This window comes from Cobetia sp. AM6, assembly GCF_009617955.1.
Lineage (GTDB): Bacteria > Pseudomonadota > Gammaproteobacteria > Pseudomonadales > Halomonadaceae > Cobetia > Cobetia amphilecti.
Window position 1 is genome coordinate 1,575,803 of sequence record NZ_AP021868.1, and the last position, 26,553, is coordinate 1,602,355.

A 26,553-nucleotide genomic window follows, 5' to 3' on the forward strand; every position below is an offset into this window, starting at 1 on the left:
TCCGGCGATGGCGTTATAGTGCCAGGTGATAGCACCACACATGGCGGCAAGGTGGTGTATGCCCAGTCCAACTATCTGTTGGAGGGCAAGCCGGTGGCAGTGGTGGGGGTCATGGTAAGGTGTCCCAAGGATGGCCACAGCATCTGCAGCATCATCTAGGGGCATCCCACCATCAGCTTGAATGGCAAGCCGGTAGCGTTTCACGGCTGTCACACGTCATGTGGGGCGGCGCTGATCTCTGCCGCGAGTGGCAAGCAGGGCCTGGGATGAGGACGTGAGCTGGTCGATGAGTTGTCTGTATTCGTTGATCCTGTAGCCCTGCCTGCGGGATCTTTCGTTCTGAATCTGCGTGAGGCCGCAGTCTCTTGTTTCAAGCGGCGCATTGCAGAGGAAGGGGCTGTATTCACGTTCAAGGTTTCATTGAAAGTCTTTCTCTGCGCCGCGGGTTTTTCAGCCAGGCAGCGAGAGATAGTGTCAGTCACTTCCCGAGACAGACCTGCTGCCACGTGACGTAACAGCTCTTGCCGTTGGGCCTATGACAACCACTGACTATAAGGGGCATCTCCATGCTCACCTTGATCGTGAAATTTGACGTCAAGCCCGAACAACTCGCTACCTTCAAGCAGGCCTTGGCTGACAACAAGCTGGGCTCAGCGGCTGAACCGGAGATGCTGGAAATGCGTTTCTTCGCGGCCAAGGATTCTCCCACCACCATCTTCGCCTACGAGCGCTGGGCAAGCGCCGAAGCTCATCAGGCACATGTGAATCAGCCATACGCGCAAGCCCTGCTGAAACTGGCTGACACGGCGTTGGCATCGCCATTCGAGGTGATGCCCTTGAACGATACTGACCCGGCGCCATTGCATGAGGCGAACCCCAGGCACGTGCAGCCGGAAGATGAGGTATTCAGTATCTTCTTCATCTTCAAGATCAAGGAAGAATATCGCGCTCGATTGCTGCAGCAATTCACCACGCATGTGGCGAAGACGCGCAGTGAGGAGCCGGGCAATCTCGTGTTTGATCTGTATACCATCGACGGGCAGGACGACACGCTGGTGATATACGAGCATTGGCGCACGGAGTCAGACCTGTGGGACATTCACTTCCAGCAGCCCTATGCCATCGAGACAGGCAAGCTCTTGGAGCAGGCCATGGTCGGGGACATGCAGCAGTACCTGAATATCGTCAGCGAGTTCTGAGTTCTCCCGCCGGTCATTCGTTTCCTGTTTACCCATGCGATGCGCAGTCTTTAGAGGCTGCGCATTGTGCGTTCACCCCCTCCTTGAACATCAGCGTGTCATCCCACCGCCATCCACGCCTGTGAGCTCAACCAGGCGGCTGTCATGAAACCCTGCAGCGCCAGCGGCACGTAAGCTGGCAGGCCAGTGCGAGTCACGCGAATGTGATAGTTTCTGGAGCGTCCAGCCGTTTGGCGGCGCAGAGTCCCGGGCATTTTCTTCGCCGGCGGGGCAAGCGGCGCCGTGTTATTACCCGGTAGTGGCAACCCCTTCATCTTTGGTCAGGACCCCTCGTCATGAGTGATGCGTATTACCTCCACCTTACCGATCGCCTGCGCGAACAGCTGAAGGACCCTGATGCCTTTGAAGATGGGCGATTGCCCTCGGAACGCGTGCTGGCCGAGCGCTTCGATACCACGCGCGTGACGTTGCGTCAGGCGTTGGGGCAGCTGGAGGGAGAAGGGCGCATTCATCGCAGCAATCGGCGTGGGTGGTTCGTGTCGCCGCCGCGGCTGGATTACGACCCCACGCGTGACTCCGGCTTCAATGACTATGTGACGGCGCAGGGGCGGCGGCCACGGACGGAAGTGCTGCTGACCGATGTTCAGGCCTACCCACCGGCTGCGCAAGCGCTGGGCCTGGCGGCCCAGACACCGCTCTATCATATTCGCCGCCGGCGTTTCGTGGATGAGCGCGCCGTGCTCAGCGAGTCGATGTGGGTGGTGCCGGAGCGTGCCCCGGGACTGCTCGAGGAGGGCCAGTTCGGGGTGTCACTGTGGGCGGAGCTGCGCGGGCGCTATGGCCTGACGCTGGCCCACCGTGAGCTGCGCTTCTACTCCGAGTCGCTGGGGGAGCAGGCCGCCCGGGAGCTGGGGGTCGCCATGGGTAGTCCCGGTCTGACCGTACGTCGCGCTACCTTCGATGAGCAGCATCGTCCCATCGGCTATGACGAAGAGCGCTGGCTGCACAATGCGCTGTGCATCACCGTCACGCTCAAGAACAAGCCCTGAGCCCGCGCTGCAGGGACACTATATGAGATAACACTGTTTCACCGGGCCTTCAACTGACTGTCACGGGGGTGTCATTCGGCCCGCTCATACTCTTGGTATATACCAGATGGTGAGAGCCATTCATTCCAAGCGTTGGAGAGTCCCGATGTCCTTCTTGACCCGTTCCTTCCTCACCCGTTCCTTGCTGGCCAGTGCCGTTGGTCTGGTCGTTTCCCTCAATGCCCAGGCGGCCACCGAGCTCACCGTCTATACCGCGGTGGAGTCCGATGATCTGCAGAAATATGCCGAGCGCTTCCAGCAGGCGCACCCGGATATCGACATCAAATGGGTGCGCGACTCCACGGGCGTGATCACCGCACGATTGCTTGCCGAGAAGGACAACCCGCAGGCGGATGTGGTGTGGGGCCTGGCCGCGACCAGCCTGCTGGTGCTCGAGAAGGAAGGCATGCTGTCGCGTTATGCCCCCAAGGGAGTCGAGGCGCTGGATAGCAAGTTCGTCGACCCCGCCTACCGTGATGGCCAGGACCCGTCCTGGGTCGGGATGGACGCCTGGGTCGCCTCGCTCTGCTACAACACCGTCGAAGGTGAGCGACTGGGAGTGCCCAAGCCGACGTCCTGGGAAGACCTCACGCGTCCCGAGTTCAAGGGCCACGTGATCATGCCCAATCCGAGTTCTTCCGGTACCGGCTATCTGGATGTCGCCAGCTGGTTGCAGCTGTGGGGTGACGAGGGCGGCTGGGAGTACATGGACCGCCTGCACGACAACATTGCCCGCTATACCCACTCAGGCTCCGCGCCCTGCAATCTGGCCGGTTCCGGCGAGGCCGTGGTCGGTGTGTCCTTCGCCTTCCGAGGCGCGCGCCTCAAGGCACAGGGCGCACCGGTGGACCTGGTCTTCCCCGAGGAAGGGCTGGGCTGGGACATGGAAGCCGCGGCGATCATGAAGGGCACCGACAAGCGTGAGGCGGCGCAGGCACTGATGGATTGGGCAGTGTCCAAGCCGGCCAATGAACTCTACAACGAAGGCTATGCGGTCGTGGCCTATCCGGGGGTGGCCAAGCCGATCGAGCATTATCCGGCCAATATCACCGAGATGATGATCGAGGCTGACTTTGCCAAGGCGGCCAACCAGCGGGATGAAGTGCTCGCCGAATGGCAGCGCCGTTACGACGGCAAGTCCGACAGTCAGTAAGTCACGCCCAGCCACCTTCGTCATTGCCCCGGCGCCTTGCGCCGGGGTCGGGAGTTTCTCGCATGTCTCTTGTGACCGCACCCCCGCGTCATCACGCCTCGCGTCAAGCGCCGCCAGCGACTGCCGGCGCCTCGCCGCGCGCGGTATCCGCCCCTGCAGCCCGGGCGCCTGCGCGTGACGCAGCGCCTCAGGCACTCACCACGCGTTCTGCGTCGTCAGACAGCATCCACCTCAAGATCAGCGGCCTCACCAAGCGCTATGGCCAGTTCACGGCCCTGAGCGAGATCGATCTCGCGATCCGCGAAGGCGAGTTCGTGTGCTTCCTCGGCCCCTCCGGCTGTGGCAAGACCACCTTGCTGCGCGCCATCGCCGGGCTTGCGCCGCAGAGCGAAGGCACCATCCACCAGCGCGGCCAGGACATCTCACGGCTGCCGCCGCAGGCGCGCGACTTCGGCATCGTCTTCCAGTCCTATGCGCTGTTCCCCAATCTCACCGTGTTCGACAATGTGGCCTATGGGCTGCGCAATCGGCGCGATGCGCGTGACGCGATGCGCCGCCGCGTGACGGAGCTGCTCACCCTGGTGGACCTGGCCGGCAGTGAAGGCAAGTATCCGGCGGCACTGTCCGGGGGCCAGCAGCAACGCGTGGCATTGGCGCGGGCGCTGGCGACCGAGCCGGGGCTGCTGTTGCTCGATGAGCCGCTGTCGGCACTGGATGCGCGCGTACGCCTGCATCTGCGCAGTCAGATCAAGGCACTGCAGGCACGGCTGGGCGTCACCACCATCATGGTGACCCACGACCAGGAAGAGGCCCTGGCCATGGCGGACCGCATCGTGGTGATGAACCATGGCGTGATCGAGCAGATCGGCACTCCCGCCGAGATCTACCGTCAGCCGGCGAGCGCCTTCGTGGCCGAATTCATCGGCAGCATGAACTTCCTGCAATGCTGTCCCGAGAACGCCAGTACTCTGCGTCTGGGCCAGCAGCGACTGGAATGCGCGGCGCATGATCTTGAGGGGCTGGATCAGGCGCGTCTGGCCATTCGCCCGGAAGCCGTCTCGCTGTGCGCAGTGGGTGAGGGGCTGTCGGCGCAGGTGGATCACGTCGAGTTTCTCGGCGCCTTCCTGCGTATCACTCTGACGCTTGAGGGCTGTGGGCAGACACTGTCGGCGGATGTGGCGCTCAAGGACAGCGAGTCACTGGGCGTGCGGGTCGGTGCTCGGGTGGGTGTGCGTCTGCCGTCCGAGGCGATCCGCCTGTATCCGTTGGTGGAGGCGCAGGCATGATGGCGCGCGCATTGCCCTTGTCGGGTCGGCTGTCTGGCGAGTCCGGCTTGCGTCTGTTGATGTTGCTGCTGGCCTTGGCGCTGCTGGTCATCGGGCTGCTGTTGCCGCTGGCCACCATGCTGATCAAGAGCGTGCAGGACCGCAGCGGCGACTTCGTCGGCCTGGCCAACTTCGCGCGCTATGTGCAGACGCCGGCGCTGGTCGGCTCGATCATCAATTCCGTCAGCATCGCGTTGATCAGTACCCTGACGGTGGTGAGCCTGGCCTTCCTGTGCGCGTACGGCACCACCCGCACCTGCATGCCGGGCAAGCGCGTCTTCCGCATGCTGTCCATCCTGCCGCTACTGGCTCCGTCACTGCTGCCAGCCATCAGTCTGGTGTATCTTTTCGGCAATCAGGGCTGGTTCAAGGATGTGCTGCTGGGGGAGAGCATCTACGGCCCCATCGGCATCGTGATGGGCATGACATTCTGGATCTTCCCGCATGCGCTGATGATCATGATGACGGCGCTCAGCAACAGCGATGCCCGTCTCTATGAAGCCGCGGACGCGCTGGGAACGCCCAAATGGCGCAGCTTTCTGACCATCACCTTGCCGGGTGCGCGCTACGGCATCATCTCCTGTGCCTTCGTGGCCTTCACGCTGTCGATCACCGATTTCGGCGTGCCGAAGATCATTGGCGGGCAGTTCAGTGTGCTGGCCACCGATGTCTATCGTCAGGTGGTGGGGCAGCAGAACTTCCAGATGGGCGCGGTGGTCAGCGTCATCCTGCTGTTGCCGGCCTTGCTGTCCTTCGCGGTGGACCGCTGGATCCAGCGCCGTCAGGTCGCGCAGCTCTCGGCGCGCGCCGTGCCCTGGCAGCCGACGCCAAGCCCGCTGCGTGACTGGGTCTTCGCGCTGCTCTGCTATGGCGTGGCCGCCGCGATTCTGGCCGTGATCGGCACCGCCATCTATGCCTCGCTCGTGCAGTTCTGGCCCTACAACCTGAGCCTGACCCTCGATCACTACGCCTTCAAGGCGCTGGCGGGTGGTGGCTGGGACGCGTGGCTCAACTCGCTGACGCTGGCCTTCTGGGTCACCTTGATCGGCACGCTGGTCATCTTCTTCAACGCCTGGCTGACCGAGAAGAGTCAGGGCTATCGCCCGCTGCGCCAGGGACTGCACTTCATGGCGATGATGCCGATGGCCGTGCCGGGCATGGTGCTGGGTCTGTCCTACATCTTCTACTTCAACCAGGCCGACAACCCGCTGAACTGGATCTACGGCACCTTCGCGATTCTGGTGCTCAACACCCTGGTGCATTTCTATACCGTCTGCCACCTGACCTCGGTGACCGCGCTCAAGCAGCTCGATGGGGAATTCGAGGCGGTCGGTGCCTCACTCAAGGTGCCGTTCTGGAAGACCTTCTGCCGCATCACCTTGCCGGTGTCTCTGCCGTCAGTGCTGGATATCTCGGCCTATCTGTTCATGAACGCGATGACGACCGTCTCGGCGGTGGTATTTCTCTACAACAGCGATACCCGACTGGCCTCCATCGCGGTGATGCATCTCGACGAAGCCGGGCACTTCGCCAGCGCGGCCGCCATGGCAGTGCTGATCTTCTTCACCTGTCTGGGCGTCAAGCTGCTGCATGCGGTGGTCAGTCATCTGCTGTTGACCCGTGCCCAACGCTGGCGACAGGCGACCTGATTACGCCGTTGGCCGTCTTTTTTTTGTGCAAATTAACTGGTATATACCAATGAGTATTCAACATCCGTACCTGCTGACTCCCGGTCCCTTGACCACCAGTGAGAGCGTCAAGGCCGCCATGATGAAGGACTGGGGCTCCTGGGATCAGGACTTCAACACCAAGACCGCCGAGATCTGCCAGCAGTTGCTCCGCTGTGCCAATGCCAGTGAGCACCATGAGTGCGTGCCGATGCAGGGCAGCGGTACCTTCGCGGTCGAGGCGGCGCTGGGCAGTCTGATCGAGCCGACGAGTACGACGCTGGTGCTGGTCAATGGCGCCTATGGCAAGCGGCTGGTCAGTCTACTGACCCGCATGGGGCGCGACTGCGACGTGCTGGCGTGGGGCGATGCCGAGGCGCCGTGTGCCAAGGCCGTGGCCGACAGACTCGCGGCAAGGCCCGAGATCGGCCATGTCGCCATGATTCACTGCGAGACAAGCTCCGGGATGCTCAATCCGGTGGCGGACATCGCCGAGGTGGTGGCAGCACACGGCCGTGAGCTGATCCTCGATTCGATGAGTGGCTTCGGGGCGCTGGAGATCGATGCGCAACGTACCCCGTTTCTGGCGCTGATCTCCTCGGCCAACAAATGCTTCGAGGGGGTGCCGGGGTTCGGCTTCGTGATCGCCCGGCGCGATGCGCTGCAGGCGGCACAGGGGCGTAGCCACTCACTGTCGCTGGACCTGCACGATCAATGGCAGTACCTCAAGCGCACCGGCCAATGGCGTTATACCCCGCCGACTCACGTGGTGGCGGCTTTTCACCAGGCGCTGAAGGAACACGCCGAGGAGGGCGGCGTCGCGGGTCGCCACGCCCGGTATCACGCCAACATGCAGCGACTGGTGGCAGGCATGCGTCAGCGCGGCTTCACGACCCTGCTCGACGATGCCTGGCTGTCGCCGATCATCACCACCTTCCTGAGCCCGGCACACCCGGACTTCGACTTTTCACGTTTCTACGCCGAGCTCAAGGCACGTGGCTTCATCATCTACCCGGGCAAGCTCACCGACGTGGAGAGCTTCCGCATCGGCAGCATCGGGCAGCTGGATGTCCGCGTGATGGATCAACTTCTGGCCGCCGTGGATGACGCGCTGGCCACCCTGGGTGTCGACGATGCCCGCCCGTGCGCTGGCGCTGTCGCACTCAACTGACTGGAGAACTGTCATGCAATATCACACCCCGGATCGTCTGCAGGCTGCCATCTTCGATTGGGCCGGCACCCTGGTGGATTTCGGCTCCTTCGCGCCGACCCAGATCTTCGTCGAGGCCTTCGCGGAAATCGGCGTGGCCATCAGTCTGGAAGAGGCGCGCGGCCCGATGGGCATGGGCAAATGGGAACACATCCGCACCCTGTGTGATGACCCAGCGATCGCGGCCCGTTTCGAGGCAGCCTGTGGCCACGCCCCGAGTGATGCCGATGTCACGGCGCTTTATGAGCGCTTCATGCCGCTGCAGATCGACAAGATCGGGGCGCACTCCGCACTGATTCCCGGCGCGCTCGAGGTCATCAACGGGTTGCGCGACAAGGGCATCAAGATCGGCTCCTGCTCCGGCTACCCCCGAGAGGTGCTCGAGCAGGTGGTCGCACGGGGCAAGGGCAATGGGCTGGTGGTGGACCATGTCGTGGCCACTGATGAGGTGCCCAAAGGGCGACCCTCTCCGGCGCAGTCTCTGGCCAATGTCATCGCGCTGGGCATCACTGACGTGGCGGCCTGTGTGAAAGTGGATGACACGGCGCCGGGGCTGCTGGAAGGTCGCAGCGCCGGCATGTGGACGGTCGCGCTGACCTGCTCCGGCAACGCCATGGGGCTGGATCACGCGGTGTTCATGGACCTGTCGGAGGCAGAGCTCAACGAAAGGCGTAGCGCCATCGAAGCCCAGTTCACGCCGTCCGGGCCGCACTTCATGATCGACACCATCGCGCAGCTGCCCGAGGTGATCCGCGAGATCGAGGCGCGTCTGGCGCGCGGTGAGCGCCCCTGACAGCCTGGTGACGGGGTGGCGATGCCAGGCCTGCCTGTCACCTCGCTCGCCCACCTTGATCTACCATTTCACCCCACCACTTCACTCCACCCCTTCAGGCGCCAGCCTCGGGTCCTTGCACAAGGCCTTGAGGCTGGCGTCTTCTCGCAAAAGGTAAGGACATATGCTCATTGGCGATTGCCGCCTGGTTGCCCTGAAAGCCCGTAATTCCCGCATGCCCGTCCGCATGCCTGTCCCCATGCACGGGCAAGCTCACTCTCAAGCCCAATTTCATGTTCAAGCTCAAGCTCAAGTTCAAGGCCACACGATTGCCGTGAGTGCCTCTTGAGCCCACTGGCGCTGGGACTCATCCTGATCTCGGTCTGTCTGCATGCCGGCTGGAATCTGCTCGGCAAGGGGCGGGCGCCGTCGCTGGCCTTCTTCATGCTGGCCATGGCCAGTGGTGCGCTGATCTTTGCGCCGCTGCTGGGGTTGGGGCCGTCGTTTGCCGTGCTGCCCACTGAATTCTGGGGCTGGCTGGTGGCCACCGGCCTCTGTCAGGTGCTCTACATGGGCGGACTTGCCTGGGCCTATGCGCGCGGCGAGGTCAGTGTGCTGTATCCCATCGCGCGGGCCTTGCCGGTGGTGCTGGTGCCGCTGGTGTCACTGAGTCTGCTGGGCAGTCAGGCACTCACGGCGTTGGATCTGGTCGGCATGGGGCTGATCGTGCTCGGCGCGTTGGTGCTGCCCTTGAGCAGTCCGCAGGGCCTGCGCCCCTCGACCTACCTGACGCCCGCGTTGGGGTTCGCGCTGCTGGCAGCAGTCGGCACCACCGGCTATTCGCTGATCGACAAGCAGGCGCTGGATATCATGGTGAGTGTCGGTTACTCGCCCACCTCGGCGGGCGCTGTCTTTCTGGTGTTGCAGGCCATCATGACCGTCGCTTGGGGCGCGCTGCTGGTGATGTTGCTGCCGGCAGAGCGTCGCCGCCTGCCCGCGCTATGGCGGGGGGAGCGGGGCAGCATGGTGCTGACCGGCGTGATGGTGATGGCGACCTACGGGCTGGTGCTGGTTGCCATGACGCTGACGGCGGAGGTCAGCCTCGTCGTGGCGATGCGTCAACTGTCGATCCCGCTGGGCGTGATGCTCGGGGTGCTCTGGTTGCGCGAGCGAGCGGCCATCGCCAAGTGGATCGGCATCGTCATCATGCTGGCGGGACTGTGGACCGTTGCGCTGGTGTGAGGAAAGGCGTGGCATGAGGCACAAAAAAAGCGAGACAGGCGGCTGCCTATCTCGCTTTTGTCTTTCTACGGGCGCTGGCGGGGCATCACGTTGTAGTGAACCCCTGCACCGCCATGCTTACTTGGCGTCTGCCACCAGCATTTCCAGCGTGGCGCGCGCGCCGTTGTCGTGCAGGCTCTTCAGCGCTGCCAGGTAGGCGTCGCGGAAGCGCGGCTGATCGACCAGATCACCGAACAGTTCACGGTTGTCCAGGAAGGCAGTCGGCTCTTCGCGCTGACGGCTGGCACGCTCCATCAGCTCGTCCTTCAGCGGGTCGACCACGTCGATGGCCTCGCCTTGCTCATCCACGCCTTCTGCATAACGTGCCCAGCTGGCCACGACGGCTGCGGTACGACGCAGTTCGCCGTCGGTCTTGAGCTGTGCGTGTGCCACCGGGATCAGGAACTTCGGAATGCGGTCGGAGGTCTCGGCGCACAGACGCGCGAGGGTGTCCTTGACTTCCGGGTTGGCGAAACGCTCGATCAGCGTGCGGCAATGGGCGTCGAGATCGATACCCGGCAGCTGGGCCAGCGTCGGGCGAGCTTCCTCGTTCATGTAGCCGAGCAGGAAGTCGACGATCAGCGGGTCGTTGCAGGCTTCATGCGCGTAGCGATAGCCGGCCAGATAGCCGAAGTAGCACAGCGCCTGGTGACCGGCGTTGAGCAGACGCAGCTTCATCAGCTCATAGGGCTCGACATCTTCCACCGGCTGCACGCCGGCATCTTCAAAGGCCGGGCGGCCATGGGCGAAGTGGTCTTCCAGCACCCACTGGGTGAAGGGCTCGCAGACCACCGGCCAGGCGTCTTCCACGCCGAAACGTGAGGACAGCTCTTCGATGTCAGCCGGCGTGGTCACCGGCGTGATGCGGTCGACCATGGAGTTGGGGAAGGGGACTTCGGCTTCGATCCATGCCGCCAGTTCTGCATCACGTGCACGCGCGTAGGCAGTGAACATCTTGTGAGCGACGTTGCCGTTGCCTTCGATGTTGTCACAGGACATCACGGTGAACGGGGCGACGCCACGCTCGCGACGACGTGCCAGGGCTTCGGTGATCAGGCCGAAGCTGGTCTTGGCTTCCCCCGGGTTGGCCAGGTCGTGCTGGACGTCGGCGTTCTCGAGATTGAATTCGCCGGTGACCGGGTGGAAGTTGTAGCCACCTTCGGTGACGGTCAGCGAGACGATGCGGATCGCCGGGTCGGCCATCAGCTCGATGACGGCCTCCGGGGAGTCCGGGGCAAAGCGGTAATCGATGATGGAACCCACCACGCGCGGCTCATAGTTGCCGTCCGGGTGCTTGAGTACCACGGTGTAGAGGTGGTCCTGCGAGGCCAGGGCTTCCTGCATGCGGCGGTCGCCCGGCATCACGCCGACGCCGACGATGCCCCAGTCCAGCGCCTTGCCCTGATTCATCAGCTCGTCGAGGTACATGGCCTGGTGCGCACGATGGAAACCGCCCACGCCGAAGTGGACGATACCGGCGCTGACCGCAGTGCGGTCATAGTTCGGAGTGGCTACCTTGGCGTCCAGCTGAGTCAGACTGGCATTGGAGAGACGGGTCATGGGGAGGTCTCCTGCCGCGTGTCGCGGTCGAGTCGAGATGGGTAAAGAAAGGGTAGGTCGTAACGGCCAGCGGCGAAGGTCACCCGTGTGATTCAGGCTTCCTTCGCCGCTGGCATGGCAGGGGGCAAGCCCCTGCCGACTCAGCTAGCGGTGGCCGCTTGCTTGGGGGACTGCTTGTTGAACAGCGCCTTGCTGCGCTGCAGCTCCCAGTACGCGAAGATGAAGTAGATGATCGTCGACCAGATGGTCACGTCATAGAACAACTCACGATTCGCTTCGTAGCTGGCCAGGTCCGGGCTGCCGAAGAGTACGCGCAGCGCGAGGACCATCGGCACCGCCAGGCCCAGCACCATCCAGACGGCCTTGATGGCCTTGGTCAGACCCGAAGTGTCCTTGACCGGTGCGTGGTTGGTGGTCTCGGCCTGCTTGGCGTGCAGGGCTTCGACACGCTCCTGGAATTCCCGCTCGGCCGCTTCGGCTTTCGGGTAGGAGTCGGCTGCACCGGCAGATCTGGCCATCAGGGTGTAGAGGATGATGGAGACGAACCAGGTCGGCAGGAACAGGTAGTAGAACGGGATCACGTCGACCGTCTCGAGGCCAAAGCCGAAGATCAGTGACAGCGCCCAGGTTGCCAGTGCCGGCGTGTTGTGCTTCACGCCCTTGTAGCGCGCCCAGTAACGGCTGAAGCCGAGTTTCGGGAACAGGTGATGCTCAGCGAAGATGATCCCGCCGACCGGCACCAGCACCAGGCCCGCATAGGTCAGCAGCGGCAGCATGCTGCGATAGACGAACGGGAAGCAGCTGAGCACGGCAACGCAGATACCCACGGCCAGCGTCGCCTTGTTGCGCGACAGGTTCGGCATGGCCGACTGGGCGGCAAGGCCCGCGCGGTACAGGTTGGCGTTGGCGGTGGTCCAGCCTGCGACGACCACGATAACGAAGCCAGCGGCGCCAAGGGCGTGCAACGCCACTTCGCCCGGTTCCAGCACATCGATGCTGATACCGGCGACGGCTGCGGTGGCCGCGCCCATCAGACCGGCGGAGATCCAGGCGACATAGTGGCCGAACATCATGCCGGTGCTGGTCGCAAGGCCGGAGCGCATACGCTTGGCATAGCGCAGCAGCGCCATGTCGATCAGACCGAAGTGGGAGAAGGTGTTGGCCGCCCAGGAGAAGCCGATGACTTCCCAGATGCCGATGCCCGCTTCGCCCTGGGAGTTGATCCCGGTGAAGACGGTACTGCCGGCGACATCAATGAAACTCGAGAAACTGTTCAGGCTGGTTTCACCAGTGACGGACTCCGCCAGTTCCGGCAGCAGAACCATGCCGCCGACGGTGAACATCAGCATCAGCCACGGGGCACAGATGCTGGCGAATTCGGTCAGGGCGTTGAAGCCATAGACCGCGACCAGCACCACAATGGCCGCCACGGCCAGTGCCAGCAGGATGAACTCGAAGCTGGTGGGATAGGCCTGGGTCTGGGCCGGGATGTCGAACAGCAGCCTGACCGCCGTGGCGGAAACGGTAATCATGGCCGCCGATATGGCGGTGAATATGACCACGTTGGCCCAATTGTAGAGCCGTGACATCGAATCACCGGCAATACGGTGAAGATAGGTGAAGAGGCTCAGACGGGTCTCGATCGCGATTGGCGTCGTGATCAACCAGAAGCTGAGCACTGCGAGGCCATTACCGATCAGCAGGCCCAGCAGGATATCCCAGATACCGGCACCGAGCGCCACGAAGGTGGCACCGATGACGAACTCGGTCGCGGCAACGTGCTCGGCGGCATAGAGACCGGCAAAGTGTGGCCACCGGTGCAGTTTATGACGTGGCACCGGCAGTAGCTCATCGTCCATATGGGCGATCTGCCGATCCAAATCTGGCGCAGTACTGGCCATGATTGGCTCCTGTTTTTTACGGCTTGTCTTGCTGCTCCTACCCGAGATGTCACGCAGCCGCCTTGGCGATCCTGTCGGCGATGACGAGGGTAGATCGTCTATTATCGATCAAATGACTCAGGTGTGGTGCAAATGATCGGTGAATGGTCATCAAAACGCAAAGCCCGCGTGCTTGAACTTTGGGCTATGACCTCGAGTGATCATGGCTATGGAAGTCAGGAAAGCGCTGAAGGCCGCATGAAATCAGGGCTTGCGCGAGGGTGTCTCGATTCAATGACACGATTCAGCAAAATGAATTTTTCCGTTCTCACACCCCGTTCGGCGCCTGAAGCATTGTGTCCTGGCTAAAACGGCCAACGATCCAGGGCCAGATATCTCACAACTCTGAGGGTGGTCTTGCACCGATGTGGTGCGATCGGCGTACCCGGCATCGTCGCTTTCTTGCCATGCCTCAGCAGTCTCCTGATCGAGGCCCGGGAGTCGAAAGGGGAAATGGGGCAGCGGAGAGGGCAGCGGAAAGGGCAGCGGAAAGGGCAGCGGAAAGGGCAGCGAAAGTCGGGTCGCTGCGAGAGAGCACTATAAAGAGCGCTATAGAGGTGGCGACATATAAAGGTGGGTGTTGGTCAGTGGCGACATCGGTTTCGGCACAATGCGACGGAAAGTGCATGAAATAACGACAAAGAACGAGAAAAATGAGACATCTTGCGGCGTCCCCCAGTTCTCGCTAAGGTTGCGCAACACTGTTTCCTAACCAGGAAGCCCCAACATGACTCCCGGCGCTTGATTGGCGACGGGGCAAGGCGAGGAGGCCAGCCATGCGAACGCGCACACTGACCATTCTGATGATGATATTCACGCTGCTGGGAGCCCCGCTGGCTCAGGCAGGACCGCACGATAGAGGCCATGGGCATCATGACCGTGGGCATGGCCACCACGACCGCGGCCATCACGGCAAACAGCACAATAAGCACCACAAGCAGCAGCGCCACCATGAACGCCGCCGTCATGAGGCGCGACGCCATCACCAGTGGCGCCGTGGCGACCACCTGCCGCGTCATTACTACTCCGACAGCCGCTACTGGGTGAAGGACTGGCACCATCGTCATCTGTCCAAACCGCCGCGCGGTCATCGTTGGCTGAACATCGATGGGCGCTATGTGCTGGCCGCGGTGGCGGGTGGCGCGATCACGGCCATCATTCTCAATCGCTGAATTAGTGGCCAACAGGCTGCGCTAAGCAAGACGATGAAAAAGGGGCCTCTGATGAGGCCCCTTTTTCATGTCCGATCTTCAGTGGAAAGTGCTGTCCACATGAGGCTCGATCCCCTCACGCGTAGGCACTGCATACCCAGGTCATGGTCGCGGGGGTGTCACCGTTGTAGGTGATGGCGTGTCCGAGGGTGCTGTCGAAGGCCAGGCTGTCACCGACCTTGAGCTGGATGGGGTCGTAGAGTTCGGTCCAGACCGTCACCTCGCCGCTGGTCACGATGATCTGTTCCTGGCCGGAATGTTTTTGCAGGCCGCCGAACTCCTCGAGACTGCGATTGAGCACGGTGGTTTCCAATACCATGTATTCCTTGGACGCCACATTGTTGCAGAGCGGTCGATAGCGGTAGTTGGGCGTCTCGATGACGTCTCCCTCCTGTGCTCGCGTCAACGCGAGCCAACCCCGAAATGCCGCGTCCTCCGTGTGATAGAACAGCTCGCTGACATCCACCTTCAGGCCCCTAGCGAGATTCACGATCGCCTCGAAGGTCGGCGAGATACGTCCATTCTCGATTCTCGACACGCTGGCCGCCGAGATACCTGACGCGCTGGCCACGGCCGCGATGGTCAGTCCCTTCTCCTTGCGTAGTGCCTTGAGATTGTCACCAATGGCGCCTGCCTTGCGTTCTCGGTGCTTCAGCGCGATCGGCGTTTCCTGGTGGGGTGTCATGTCAGCGTGCTCCATCGAGTTTGTCTGCTGGGTGGCGTCTGTCGCCGTTTGCCGTTGCTCAGCGCCTGTGTGGCACATGGGCGCGAGTCATCAAGTCATGCCACGGCAGGAGAGAGGCGTAAGCGCCATGATGGCGTCCATTTAGGGCTTCCACGAGCAAAATGTCGAGCAGGTATCCACATTTGACCCAATATTGCGTATATGCAATTGTGGAGGCGAATGCGCAATCGACAGTGGCCGCCCACTGGGCGTGTATCAGGCCTCAGCCTGTATCAGGCATTCGCCTGCAGGTACGCATGGCATTGCACTCTAATTAAAATAATCTTGGGAAAACAAAAATGTACGACTTCAAGAAACAGCTCCTCGGCATGGGTATCGCTGCCAGCCTGTTGGCGACTGCCACGACTCAGGCGGCGGACGTCGAGTGGAAGATGGCGACCCCGTGGGGCGGTGGGCCCTGGCTTGAACGGGATGCCAAGACCTTCGCGGACTATGCAAGCGAATTGACGAATGGCGACGTGAGCATCCAGGTATTCCCCGGTGGCACCCTGGGCGGCGCGCTGCGCGTCACCAATACCGTGAAGTCCGGTGTCGCGCAGATCAGTCACAACTACATCAACTATGACTACGGAACTGACCCGACGGCAGCGCTGCTGGCCGGGCACTCCAGCGGCCTGACACCGGAAGAATTCATGCTGTGGATGTACGAGGGCGGCGGTGTCGAGCTCTATGAAGCCTTCCGTCGCGAGGTGTTCGGCGTCGTGGCCTTCCCGTGCTCGACCCTGGGCACCGAGATTTTCCTGCACTCGAGCAAGAAGGTGCAGACGCTTGAGGACTTCCAGGGACTGCGCCTGAGAACCTCGGGTGCCTGGGCTGAAATCGCCTCACGTCTTGGGGCCTCTACCGTGGTGATGGCCGGCAGTGACATCTATACGGCGTTGGATCGCGGTGTAATCGATGCCGCGGAGTGGGGGAGTCCTGAGCTCAACAAGCCGACGGGTTTCCAGAATGTCGCGCAGTACGTCATCTTGCCCGGCATCCATCAGTCGGGCGGCATTCTGGAGTGTGAAGTGAATGTCGATGCCTGGGACGGGCTGAGCGAAGCCCAGCAGAACCAGTTGCGCCTCGCGGGCAAGCTGAGCGTGTTCGAGTCCTGGCTGGATAGCTCCTTTGCCGATCTCAAGGCCTTCAAGGAGCTGGAGGAAGGCCCCAACGAAATCGTGCAGCTGGATCAATCCTTCATCGATGCCATCTACGAAGAGACCCGTGCCTGGGAAGATGAGAAGGCGGGCGAGAATGAGTGGTTCGCACGTGTGCTTGAGTCGCAACGTACCTTCAAACAGAGCATGACGACCTGGCAGGACTACCGTTTGCCGATCGGGGAAATGGGACGCTGATTCCTCTTGAATGATGTCTCTGGCCCGGGCGATACCTGTATCGCCCGGGCTCTCTCCTTGTCGTCATCCTGGTGAGTTGCCATGAAAATCGTCGCTGTCATTGAGCGCCAGACCCGCTGGGCCGGGTATCTGGGGGCAGTCTTGATACTGCCGCTGGTGCTTGCGTTGGTCTATGAAGTCTTCAGTCGTTATGTGCTGGGAAAGCCCACCTTATGGGCGTTTGAAGTCAGCTACATGGTGATGGGCGCCATCTTCATGCTTGGCATGGCAAATGCCCTGCGTGTCGGCCAGCACGTTAGTGTGGATGTGTTGAGCCAGAATTTTGCACCGCGTCTCAGGGCTGGAGTTCATCTGGCCTGTTATGCGGTGTTGCTGCCGGTACTGATGTGGCTTGTCTGGGAGCTGTCGCTCTATGCGCTCGAGGCGTTCTCCAGCAATGAGCGCTCCGGACGTTCTGCCTGGAATCCGGTGATCTGGCCGGTCTTCGGCGTGTGGTGGCTGGGCTTCGTCTATCTGACGCTGCAGGTGATCGCGGAGATGTTGAAGCTCTGGAGCACACTGCTGGGCCATGATCATGGCGCGGAGGTGTCCTCATGAGCGACTTCATTGCCCTCATCATGTTCCCTGCGCTCATCGCTCTGATCGTGCTCGGTTTCCCGATCGCGTTCTCGATGATCGTTGTCGCTACCGTCTTTGGTGTTGCCCAGTTCGGGGATGCCGCGGCCTATCAACTGCTGACCAAGATCGAGGACACGGCGTCCAATTCCATTCTGGCTGCCGTGCCCTTGTTCATCTTCATGGGCGCGATGCTCGAGAATTCCGGCATTGCCGAGCGACTGTTCGGGGCCATCCATCTGTGGACACGTCGGATGCCCGGCGGGCTGGGCGTCGGTGCGGTCATCATGGGCACCATCTTCGCCGCCGCCAGTGGTGTCGTCGGGGCCACCGAGGCGGTGATCGGCATGCTGGCCGTGCCGGTCATGCTCAAGCATCACTACGACAAGTCGCTGATCTCCGGCACCATCTGTGCCAGTGGCTCATTGGGCACGGCGATTCCGCCTTCCATTACCGTGGTCATTCTCGGGCCTGTAGCCGGGGTCTCTGTCGGATCACTGTTCAGTGGTCTGCTGATCCCGGGGCTGTTGATGGCGCTGCTGTTCCTCCTCTATATCGTCGTGGTCTGTGCGCTGAAGCCAGCACTTGCGCCGCGACTCAAGGAAGATGAGCAGCATCCGGGGTGGGGCAAGCTGCTCACCATTACCCTGAGTGCGCTGCTGCCGACCATGAGTCTGATCCTGGTGGTGCTGGGCACGATTCTGATGGGCATCGCCACGCCGACGGAAGCGGCGGCCTGTGGGGCGCTCGGCTCCGTATTGCTGGCACTGGGGTATCGCAATCTCACGCTGTCCATCCTGTGGAACGCGGCGGTACGCACACTCAACATCACCGCGATGATTCTGCTGATCGTGCTGGGCGGCAACATGTTCGCGGGCGTCTTCTTCGCCTCCGGCGGGATGGCCACCGTACAGTCGTTGCTGCTGGATACCGGCTTGAGCCCGTGGCTGATTCTTGGCGCCATCCTCCTGATCGCCTTCCTGGCCGGTTTCGTGCTCGACATGATCTCGGTGGTCCTGATCGTCATCCCCGTGGCGATGCCGGTCATCGGCCTGCTCGGGTTCGATGAGATCTGGTTCTGCGTGGCCTTCCTGATCGTGATGCAGACGAGTTATCTGACACCGCCGTTGGCGCCCTCCATCTTCTATCTGCGTGCCATCACGCCTCCTGAAGTGACGCTGAAGCACATGTACAAGGGAGTGATGCCCTTCATCTTCCTGCAGCTGGTGGTGTTGGCGCTGATCCTGGCCTTCCCGGGACTGGCGCTGTGGTTGCCTGATGCCATCAGCGGACCGTCATGGAAATGATGGACACCTTATTGGAAAGGAATGAGTTCGTATGAGTGATGCAACACAGGAAGAGACAGGAATGGACGTCAATCTCGATCGGGCAGCGCTCAAGACGCTATGTCACGAGGTGCTGAGCCACCATGGGTTCAGTGAGCCACATGTCGATGCCATGAGTGACGCGCTGGTGGCGGCGGAAATGGACGGCTGTCGCTCCCATGGGCTCTATCGCCTGATGGGGTTCGTCGCGACACTGAACAATGGCGGTGTGGTGCCGGACGCCGTGCCGGTGGTCGAGGATACGGCGCCCTCCATCGTCAAGGTGGATGCCAGGGGGGGCTTCTCGTCGCTGGCCTTCCAGCAGGGCGTGCCTGAGCTGCTCGACAAGGCGCGAGCCAATGGCATTGCCATTCTGGCCATCAATCATTGCGTGCATGGTACGGCATTGTGGGTAGAGATCGAGCGGCTGACGCGTGAAGGGCTGGTCGCTATCGCCTGCAATCCGACTCAGTCGTACATGGCGCCGTATGGTGGCAGTCAGCCTCTGCTGGGGACCAATCCCCTCGCCTTTGGCTGGCCGCGCGAGGACGGTAACCCGTACGTATTCGATTTCGCCACCAGTGCCATCGCGCGCGGCGATATCGAGCTGCATCGTCGCCAGGGGGACAAGATTCCGCTCGGCTGGGGTGTCGATCGACAGGGTGAGCCGTCGCAGGACCCGACGGAAGTGCTGGATCATGGCGCGATGCTGCCCTTCGGTGATCACAAGGGCTCTGCGCTGGCGATCATGATCGAGTTGATTGCAGGGCCGCTGATCGGCGACATGCTGAGTATCGAATCCAGCGAACACGATCAGGGCAAGGGGAGCCTGCCGTATCATGGGGAGTTGATCATCGCGATAGATCCCGCGCGCCTCACGGGTGGCAGCACCCAGCAGCACATGCTGCGCTCTGAAAGGCTGTTCGAACTCGTGAAGCAGCAGGGCGCAAGGCTATCTTCCGAGCGTCGCTTCAAGGCTCGCCAGAAGCATCAAGAAGAGGGCGTCACGCTTTCGAGAGCCTTGTATGACGATATCCTCAAGCTGGCCTCATGAACCTCCGTGTAGATCGAGCAGCAGAGTGATCGCTGAGAGCACACCGCGGAAAGTCACAACTGCATGAAGAAGAACGGCCGCCTCCTGGGCGGCCGTTCTTGTATGAGGGTCTCTATCGTCGGGCTTGTCATCGGCGTTGTCTTCGGTGCTGCCAACCTCACGCCTGCCGATACTGAGCGCCCATCCAGTTCTGCCTGAATATGTGCACCACTGGTTGAGCCTGCTTTTCAGCAAATGCGCAGATGCTGATAGCGTAAGACGTATTGAGGGTGGCTGACGCCACCTGAAGGTCACGCAGGGGAGAGGCACATGACGCTTGAGATGACATCGCGGTTTCGTGGTTGCCTGTTGGGTGGTGCGGTGGGTGACGCCCTGGGGGCGGCGGTGGAATTCCTGTCGCACGAGGAGATCCAGGCGCGCTTCGGCAGTGATGGAATAGCCGACTATGCGCCGGCCTATGGTGGGCTGGGGCGGATTACCGATGATACGCAGATGACGCTGTTTACTGCCGAGGGCCTGCTGCGCAGTCATGTGCGTGGCTGCTTGAGAGGCATCACGACGCAAAGTGGTCTGGTCAGCAGCGCCTACGAGCGCTGGCTTTACACCCAGGGCGAACGCTCGCGGCAGGAGACCGAGCAGGAATGGTTGGACAGTGGCTGGCTGATCAAGCAACGCGAGCTCCATTCGCGGCGCGCCCCGGGCATGACATGCCTGTCAGCGCTCAAGCAGATGCGTGCCTACGGTGACAAGGCGCAGAACGACAGCAAGGGTTGTGGTGGGGTGATGCGTGTGGCACCTGTCGGCTTGTTCGCGCATGCGATGGGAGCCTCCCATGAGATGTGCTTCGAACTCGGAGAAGAGGTCTGTGCGCTGACCCATGGGCACGTGACCGGCCAGCTGACCGGCGGCGTGCTGGCGGTGATGATCCAGTGTCTGGTGGCGGGGGATTCGATGGTGAAGGCACTCGCGCATGCCCTGTGTATTCTCGAGCGCAAGCCGGGCTGTGATGACACCCTGCAGGCCCTGGAGCAAGCCCGCGCCCTGGCCGAGTCCGAGACGTCGGCACCGGCCGCAGTGGTATTGCTGGGACTGGGATGGATCGCGGAAGAAGCCTTGGCAATCGCTGTCTACTGCGCGCTCACTGCCCGGGATTTCCGCTCTGCGATTCAGCTCGCGGTCAATCACGACGGAGATTCGGATTCCACCGGGGCCATCACGGGCAATCTGCTCGGGGCGCAATGGGGCGAGGAGGCGATACCGAGGGACTGGCTGGCGCCCCTTGAACTGCGTGATGTGATCGGCGAGATCGCCAAAGACCTGCACGACTGCCCCCGCTGGGAGCTCTATACCGAGGGTGGTGGCAAGGATGAAAAGTGGGCCTGGGAGAAATACCCGGGCTATTGAGGCGCGGTGCAGCAGCATGAAAAAACGCGGAGCCATCTTCCAATGGCTCCGCGTTTTCGTGTCTGGACAACAATTTTCATCGTTCGTCGCGATGCAAGGGGAGCGCAGAGGCGCAGGGAGCGCTTGAAACAGGTGACTTGAGAGGGCGTCCACGGGCTTCGTAAGCGGTTGATAATACTATGCTTATTACCAAAGTCGTAGATGAGTGTCTGTCCAGCTGGTCAGGTGAGTGGCGCATTGGTTCGTGATTGGAATCAATGCTGTTCCAGTGGAGGGATATCTCGCGTGGCGGGTTTCGTCCACAATGCGCTCATTCCACATTGCATGAAACGTCAGTCTGGATTCGGTCGATGGCTGGCGCCTGTCAAGACGCCTTCCACTTTTTTGAAGATGGCATGCATCCAACCCGTTGGCGCAAGCGTAAGACTCTACAAGCACAACGGTGAGGGTTTCAGCAGGGTAGAAAGACATACTGCTGACGAATGCCTTCCTCATGATCGCGACCAAAGTTGAAGTGTCAGGCAGCAGTACCGGAGCAGACCTGAGTGACTGATCGACATTCGATCACTGGCGACATGCACCTTCATGGTTGTACAGAAGTGATGCAAAAAGCTTGCAAGGGTTTTGCGTGGTGAGGGGCTTCATCACTTGCGGGTACCGAGGCAATGACAAGGCATCGCAATCTGGTTCTTTGATGGAAACAGTGAGCTGCCAGCGACACGGCTAGTGTGATAGCGCAATAATCATTAGTCTGTTAACAAGTTAGACGGGTGCAGCCGAGACTGCACACGACATCACAAGGGCAACATCGCCCAGGACAAGCAAAGGAAAATCATCATGAAAACTCTGAACCTCAAGACTCTGATCGCCGCCGCCGCTCTCGCTACCGTGAGCACTGCCTCCTTCGCAGCGGATGACAGCCCGGCCGCACAGCGTGTTCAGCAGTCCGTCAGCCAGGACGTCGTCGTCGGCACTGCCCAGCAGGCACCGACTGCCCAGGCCACCTTCGCCGATACCGGCATGAGCGTTGCCGCAGGTCGTGTCGAGACTGCCCTCAATCAGTCCGCCATCGAAGGCAAGGGTGTTGCCACCGTCAGCCGCGAGCAGGCCTTCGACAATGACGCCGGCAAGAGTGTCGCTGCTACCCGCGTTCAGCACGCCCTGAGCGACAGCAACGTCTGAGCCATTCAGCCGTCTTGCCCGGGCACTCACGCCCACTGACCACTTTGTTCATCGAGGAGATTCATCATGAAAACCATCAAGACTCTGATCGCCGCCGCCGCTCTCGCTACCGTCAGCACCGCCACCTTCGCCGCGGATGACAGCCCGGCCGCCCAGCGTGTCCAGCAGTCCATCAGCCAGGACGTCGTCGTCGGCACCGCTCAGTCAGCCGCTACCCAGCAAGCCAGCTTCGCGGAAACCGGCATGAGTGTCGCGGCAGGTCGCATTCAGCAGTCCATCAGTGCCGATCGCATCCATGGTCAGTCGCACACCGTGGCCACTGCCAGCCAGGCATTCGATAACGATGCCGGCAAGAGTGTCGCAGCGACTCGCGTCCAGCACGCCCTGAACGACAGCAACGTCTGAACCATCGTCAAGCCTGACCTGGATTGCCGGGTCTGATCATCGCTTTGCTTTTTATCGAGGAGATACACCATGAACACTCTCAAGACTCTGATCGCCGCTGCCGCACTCGCCACCGTCAGCACTGCATCCTTCGCCGCCGACGATAGCCCGGCTGCCAAGCGCGTCCAGCACAACGTCAGTGACAGCGTCATCCATGGCTCTGCCCAGCATGCTCCGACCGCCCAGGCGACCTTCGCGGAAACCGGCATGAGCACCGCTGCTGGCCGTTTCCAGGTGGCATCCGGTGACGACGAGATCCGTGGCCATGATCGCTCCATCCATCTGCAGGAATTCGATGTCGCCAATGATTCCGGCGATAGCGTTGCCGGCACCCGTGTTCGTCACGCCGTGAGCGACGTCAACGTCTGAGACGCCCGACGTCTGCGTCAGGCGCTTGCAGGCCAGGTGTCTGCACTGACATGACCTTTTTCGACAGGAGAACCCCCATGCAATCCCTCAAGTCTTTATTTGCCATTGCCGCATTGTCCGTTGCCGCCACTGGCGTGGCCTCTGCCAATGACAGCGAAGCCGATGCCCGCGTCCGTGCCACCCTCAGTGATCGCGTGATCATGGGCCAGGCACAGCCGGTGACTCAGCAAGCCGCGCTGCATCACGATGATGCCGTGGAAACCGGCATGAGTGTCGCTGCCAGCCGCGTCCAGAAGTCCATCAGCAACGCCGGCATTCAGGGCACCACCCGTGCACTGGCGAGCGATTCGGCTGATTACGTCAACGATGCTGGCAAGAGCGTCTCTGCTACACGCGTCGAGCATGCCTTGAGCGAAAGCGCATGATCTCTCGTCGGCGGATGAACATCCTCCGACTCTGCAAGACAGCCAAGGATGCCGATATGCCATCGACTTGCCCCTGTCAGTTGCTGAATGGATCCACTGACCATCGTGCCGCGTCATGATGGTCAGTGTCCCAGAGAAGAATACGTGAGAGAGAAGAACGCTTGAGCAAGTGTTTTGGCTGAGTGGAAGCCAGTGTGGAAGTGCGCACTCGTCGTCAACTGCAGAGCCCTTGCTCAAACGCTTTCCTGTCCTGAATGTCCTGTCCCGACATTCCCTGCCCGCCATTGGTGGGCTTTTTTCGTTGCATGAAGGTAATCAGCAGCGGCGATCGGCAGCAGGGGGAGGCAGCCGGGACAGGCAGGCGGGTCATGCCGCGACCAGCTTGGCCTCCATCAGGGTTTGCACATAGGGCGGCAGGTCCCCTGTGGCGAGGCTTGCGACATTTCCCAGATGCTCGGTGCGGCCATTGCGCAGCACCAGTACGCGGTCCGCGAAATGACTGACCAGCCCCAGGTCATGGGTGACGAAGACCAGGCTCAGGCCGCGCTCACGCTTGAGGCGTTGCAGCAGGCGAATGATGGCGGCCTGAACCGAGACGTCCAGTGCCGAGGTGATCTCGTCACACAGCAGGATGTCGGGCTCGGCGGCCAGCGCGCGGGCGATGGCGACGCGCTGCTGCTCGCCCCCCGACAGCTGGTTGGGCAGACGGTCCAGATAGAGCGCGGGCAGTCGCACCTCTTCCAACAGTGACTGGGCACGCTGGCGGGCGCCATCGCCCTTGAGATCGAACCAGCGAGACAGCACCGGTGCGAGAGATTCGAACACGGTCAGACGAGGATTCAGCGCCGTGCTGGCATGCTGGAAGATGTACTGGATCTTCTGACGCTGCACTGGACGCCGCTCGGCGACCAATCCCGCCAAGGACTCCTGACGCAGACTGAGCTGTCCGGAGACGGGGGAGAGCAGGCCGGCCAGCGCCTTGAGGATCGAGGTCTTGCCGCTGCCGGATTCGCCGATCAAGGCCAGCGTCTCGCCTTGCTGGAGCGAGAATGCCACATCGCTGACGGTAAGCACCGGCGTTTCACCGCGCAGGCGCGCCAGCCAGCCGGGCATGCGATAGCACAGGTTCAGCGATTCCACCGCCAGCAGCGGCGCGACGTCCAGCAGCGGCGCGACGTCCAGCGACGCGGCTGGCTGCGAGTCGTTCTTTACGCTATCCGCCCGCTCATCGGTTGCTGCGTCACTTTTCGCACTTTCCCCGCTCTCCGCATGCGCTCTGTCCACTGATTCATGACCCTCCAGCGCATGATGGCAGGCGTAGCGCCCTTGCCAACTCGGCACGCTGTCACGGCACGTCTCGCTGGCGCGCGGACAGCGCGGTGCGAAGGCACAGCCCTTGATGGCGCTTCCCACCAGGGGCGGCGTACCTTCCAGCGCGGCGTCAGGTCGATAGCACTGACTGCCCGGAGTCGCGGCCAGCAGCGCGTGACCATAGGGGTGGCGCGGGCCGTTCAGGAAGTCGCGAGTCGCGGCGACCTCCACCAGCTGGCCGGCGTACATCACCGCGACGCGGTCACACAGGTGCGATACCGCGCCCAGATCATGACTGACGAAGACGATGCTCATGCCCAGCTCAGCGCGCAGCGAGGCCAACAGCGCCAGAATCTCATTCTGGGTGCTGGCATCCAGTCCGGTGGTCGGCTCATCCATCACCAGCACTCGCGGGCGTTGCGCCAGGGCCAGCGCCAGACTGGCGCGTTGCTGCTGTCCGCCGGAAAGCTGGTGCGGATAGCGCTGCATCAGTACTTCGGGGTGAGGGAGGTGGACGCGTCGCAGCCATGCCACGGCCTGCTGTTCGCGTTCCGCCTTGCCTTTCACGCCCTGCGACAGCAGCGTCTCGCACAGCAGGCTGCCGAGCGTGAGATGGGGCGTCATGGCCTTTTCGGCATGCTGGGACACCAGCCCGAGTCTGAGTTCGCCCAGCCAGCGCCCCGGTTGATGATGAAAGCTCAGCCGGCGGTGCTCGTCGTGAAGAGGGTCATGACTGGTAGAGGTAGAGGTAGAAGTAGAAGTAGAGGCAGAGGCGGGCGCAGGTAAGGCGACACTCACCTCGCCAGTGCGCACCAGGCTGCCCCGACGCAACAGGCCCAGCATGGCCGTGGCCAAGGTGCTCTTGCCGCTGCCGGACTCGCCCACCAGACCCAGAATCTCACCCTGGCCCAGGCTCAGGTCGATACCGCGCAGCACGGGTCGCCAGGTCTGCTGGCGATCATGAAAGCCGATGTTGAGATCGCGAACGCGGATCACGGCGTTGTCCGTCATGGCGTCACCTTTGGAGTTCGGAATCATTCGGGGCGCCCCGCACGGTCGATGCCCAGTGTCTTGGCCAGGGTGTCGGCGACCAGATTGATGGCGATGATCAGGCTGGACAGCGCCACGATGGGCGGCAGCACGGCCCAGGGCGCAAACGACATGAAGCCGCGGCCATCGGCGACCATCAGCCCCCAGTCCGGGGTCGGCGGGGAGACGCCGAAGCCGAGAAACGACAGCGAGCTGAAGGCCAGCAATGCCCAGGACCAGCGCATCGCCAGCTCGACGAGGATGGTGTCGAGCACGTTGGGTTTGATCTCGCGCCACAGCAGGCGCATCAGGCTGTCGCCGCGCAGTCGTGCGGCCTGTATATAGTCAAGGCACAGCACTTCGCGGCACGCAGTGACCATCACGCGCACCACCGCCACGCCATAGAAGATGCCCAGAGTCAGGATGAAGACCAGCGGGCCGGGGCCCATCACGCCGATGACCAGCAAGAGGAACAGTAGCCAGGGAATCGACAGCAGGGCGTCCACCAGACGCATGGCGATGTTCTCGACCCGCCCGCCGATGATGGCCAACAGCATGCCGCAGGCGCTGCCCCATACCACGGCCAGCACGGCGGCCGGCAGCGAGGTGTAGATGGCCTCGCGGCCCCCGGCCAGGGTGCGGCTGAGGACATCGCGGCCGAGCTGGTCGGTGCCCAGCCAATGTTCGGCACTGGGGGGCAGCAGTGAAGCGAGACTGTCACCCGCAGAGATGTCATGGGGCGCCAGCCAGCGGCCAGCGACGGCCAGCAGAAGATGCAGGCCGATCAGCACCAGGCCCAGGCGGCCCTGGCGATTGGCCCACAGCAGCGCCAGGGTGTGTTGACCCGGCAGGCTGGCCAGGGCCAGTCGCGGGCCGCGTGCGGTCGTCGAGGAAGAAGCGTTCATGA

General features: G+C 62.1%; 23 protein-coding genes and 1 pseudogene. 19 read left to right on the forward strand and 5 right to left on the reverse strand.

What is annotated here, in order from left to right:
* Positions 1–18 precede the first annotated feature (18 nt).
* The 9 genes and pseudogenes from CLAM6_RS18145 to CLAM6_RS06780 all read left to right on the forward strand — a co-directional run bounded on the left by CLAM6_RS18145 (position 19) and on the right by CLAM6_RS06780 (position 9,656).
* Positions 19–270 (forward strand): annotated as a pseudogene (locus CLAM6_RS18145) (PAAR domain-containing protein).
* 296 nt (positions 271–566) lie between these two features.
* Positions 567–1,199 (forward strand): putative quinol monooxygenase, encoded by a 633-nt coding sequence (locus tag CLAM6_RS06745; RefSeq protein WP_153635504.1) that lies wholly within the window; start codon positions 567–569, stop codon positions 1,197–1,199.
* Between the two features lie 335 nt (positions 1,200–1,534).
* Positions 1,535–2,248: a UTRA domain-containing protein gene (locus CLAM6_RS06750; protein ID WP_153635505.1), complete on the forward strand. Its 714-nt coding sequence runs from the start codon at positions 1,535–1,537 to the stop codon at positions 2,246–2,248.
* A gap of 145 nt (positions 2,249–2,393) precedes the next feature.
* A complete protein-coding gene (locus CLAM6_RS06755; RefSeq protein ID WP_153635506.1) occupies positions 2,394–3,440 on the forward strand; it encodes a putative 2-aminoethylphosphonate ABC transporter substrate-binding protein in 1,047 nt (348 codons plus the stop codon).
* A gap of 62 nt (positions 3,441–3,502) precedes the next feature.
* Positions 3,503–4,726, forward strand: coding sequence for a putative 2-aminoethylphosphonate ABC transporter ATP-binding protein (locus CLAM6_RS06760; RefSeq protein ID WP_153635507.1), 1,224 nt, complete (start codon positions 3,503–3,505; stop codon positions 4,724–4,726).
* On the forward strand, positions 4,726–6,414 hold the full coding sequence (locus CLAM6_RS06765) for a putative 2-aminoethylphosphonate ABC transporter permease subunit (RefSeq protein WP_438940931.1): 1,689 nt from the start codon (positions 4,726–4,728) through the stop codon (positions 6,412–6,414). The genes CLAM6_RS06760 and CLAM6_RS06765 overlap by 1 nt, the downstream gene beginning before the upstream one ends.
* Positions 6,415–6,463: 49 nt before the next feature.
* On the forward strand, positions 6,464–7,603 hold the full coding sequence (locus tag CLAM6_RS06770; protein WP_153635509.1) for a 2-aminoethylphosphonate--pyruvate transaminase: 1,140 nt from the start codon (positions 6,464–6,466) through the stop codon (positions 7,601–7,603).
* A gap of 13 nt (positions 7,604–7,616) precedes the next feature.
* Positions 7,617–8,435 carry a phosphonoacetaldehyde hydrolase gene (gene phnX, locus CLAM6_RS06775; RefSeq protein WP_153635510.1) on the forward strand — a complete coding sequence of 273 codons (819 nt, stop codon included), beginning with the start codon at positions 7,617–7,619 and terminating at the stop codon, positions 8,433–8,435.
* A gap of 324 nt (positions 8,436–8,759) precedes the next feature.
* On the forward strand, positions 8,760–9,656 hold the full coding sequence (locus tag CLAM6_RS06780; protein ID WP_153635511.1) for a drug/metabolite transporter: 897 nt from the start codon (positions 8,760–8,762) through the stop codon (positions 9,654–9,656).
* 117 nt (positions 9,657–9,773) lie between these two features.
* Here the strand turns inward: CLAM6_RS06780 and CLAM6_RS06785 are convergent, their stop codons facing one another.
* Together CLAM6_RS06785 and CLAM6_RS06790 are read right to left on the reverse strand one after the other, a co-directional pair.
* Complete coding sequence (locus CLAM6_RS06785; protein WP_153635512.1) at positions 9,774–11,255, reverse strand: mannitol dehydrogenase family protein; 1,482 nt, start codon at positions 11,253–11,255, stop codon at positions 9,774–9,776.
* 140 nt (positions 11,256–11,395) lie between these two features.
* Positions 11,396–13,156 carry a purine-cytosine permease family protein gene (locus CLAM6_RS06790; RefSeq protein WP_153635513.1) on the reverse strand — a complete coding sequence of 587 codons (1,761 nt, stop codon included), beginning with the start codon at positions 13,154–13,156 and terminating at the stop codon, positions 11,396–11,398.
* An 815-nt stretch (positions 13,157–13,971) separates the two neighbouring features.
* On the opposite strand from CLAM6_RS06790, the gene CLAM6_RS06795 reads away from it, so the two are divergent.
* Positions 13,972–14,367, forward strand: a complete 396-nt coding sequence (locus tag CLAM6_RS06795; RefSeq protein WP_153635514.1) for an RcnB family protein — start codon at positions 13,972–13,974, stop codon at positions 14,365–14,367.
* 115 nt (positions 14,368–14,482) lie between these two features.
* On the opposite strand, the gene CLAM6_RS06800 is transcribed toward CLAM6_RS06795, so the two are convergent.
* Positions 14,483–15,091: a helix-turn-helix domain-containing protein gene (locus CLAM6_RS06800; RefSeq protein WP_172978641.1), complete on the reverse strand. Its 609-nt coding sequence runs from the start codon at positions 15,089–15,091 to the stop codon at positions 14,483–14,485.
* 338 nt (positions 15,092–15,429) lie between these two features.
* Here CLAM6_RS06800 and CLAM6_RS06805 point away from each other — a divergent pair, with 338 nt between their 5' ends.
* The 9 genes from CLAM6_RS06805 to CLAM6_RS06845 all read left to right on the forward strand — a co-directional run bounded on the left by CLAM6_RS06805 (position 15,430) and on the right by CLAM6_RS06845 (position 23,306).
* Entirely contained in the window at positions 15,430–16,488 is a 1,059-nt protein-coding gene (locus tag CLAM6_RS06805; protein ID WP_043334026.1) for a C4-dicarboxylate ABC transporter substrate-binding protein, read from the forward strand.
* Between the two features lie 81 nt (positions 16,489–16,569).
* Positions 16,570–17,085 carry a TRAP transporter small permease subunit gene (locus CLAM6_RS06810; RefSeq protein WP_043334025.1) on the forward strand — a complete coding sequence of 172 codons (516 nt, stop codon included), beginning with the start codon at positions 16,570–16,572 and terminating at the stop codon, positions 17,083–17,085.
* Complete coding sequence (locus CLAM6_RS06815) at positions 17,082–18,410, forward strand: TRAP transporter large permease (protein WP_054555879.1); 1,329 nt, start codon at positions 17,082–17,084, stop codon at positions 18,408–18,410. Before CLAM6_RS06810 ends, CLAM6_RS06815 begins: the two co-directional genes overlap by 4 nt.
* Positions 18,411–18,441: 31 nt before the next feature.
* Positions 18,442–19,482 carry an Ldh family oxidoreductase gene (locus CLAM6_RS06820; RefSeq protein ID WP_197738718.1) on the forward strand — a complete coding sequence of 347 codons (1,041 nt, stop codon included), beginning with the start codon at positions 18,442–18,444 and terminating at the stop codon, positions 19,480–19,482.
* A gap of 309 nt (positions 19,483–19,791) precedes the next feature.
* Positions 19,792–20,886 (forward strand): ADP-ribosylglycohydrolase family protein, encoded by a 1,095-nt coding sequence (locus CLAM6_RS06825; protein ID WP_197738719.1) that lies wholly within the window; start codon positions 19,792–19,794, stop codon positions 20,884–20,886.
* Positions 20,887–21,723: 837 nt separating this feature from the next.
* Complete coding sequence (locus tag CLAM6_RS06830) at positions 21,724–22,068, forward strand: hypothetical protein (RefSeq protein ID WP_043334022.1); 345 nt, start codon at positions 21,724–21,726, stop codon at positions 22,066–22,068.
* Positions 22,069–22,134: 66 nt separating this feature from the next.
* On the forward strand, positions 22,135–22,473 hold the full coding sequence (locus tag CLAM6_RS06835) for a hypothetical protein (protein ID WP_054555881.1): 339 nt from the start codon (positions 22,135–22,137) through the stop codon (positions 22,471–22,473).
* 69 nt (positions 22,474–22,542) lie between these two features.
* Positions 22,543–22,881, forward strand: a complete 339-nt coding sequence (locus CLAM6_RS06840; protein ID WP_153635516.1) for a hypothetical protein — start codon at positions 22,543–22,545, stop codon at positions 22,879–22,881.
* Between the two features lie 77 nt (positions 22,882–22,958).
* Positions 22,959–23,306, forward strand: a complete 348-nt coding sequence (locus CLAM6_RS06845) for a hypothetical protein (RefSeq protein WP_153635517.1) — start codon at positions 22,959–22,961, stop codon at positions 23,304–23,306.
* 366 nt (positions 23,307–23,672) lie between these two features.
* On the opposite strand, the gene CLAM6_RS06850 is transcribed toward CLAM6_RS06845, so the two are convergent.
* Entirely contained in the window at positions 23,673–25,628 is a 1,956-nt protein-coding gene (locus CLAM6_RS06850) for an ABC transporter ATP-binding protein (protein WP_197738720.1), read from the reverse strand.
* Between the two features lie 23 nt (positions 25,629–25,651).
* Positions 25,652–26,551 (reverse strand): ABC transporter permease, encoded by a 900-nt coding sequence (locus CLAM6_RS06855; protein WP_043332303.1) that lies wholly within the window; start codon positions 26,549–26,551, stop codon positions 25,652–25,654.
* Positions 26,552–26,553 lie beyond the last annotated feature (2 nt).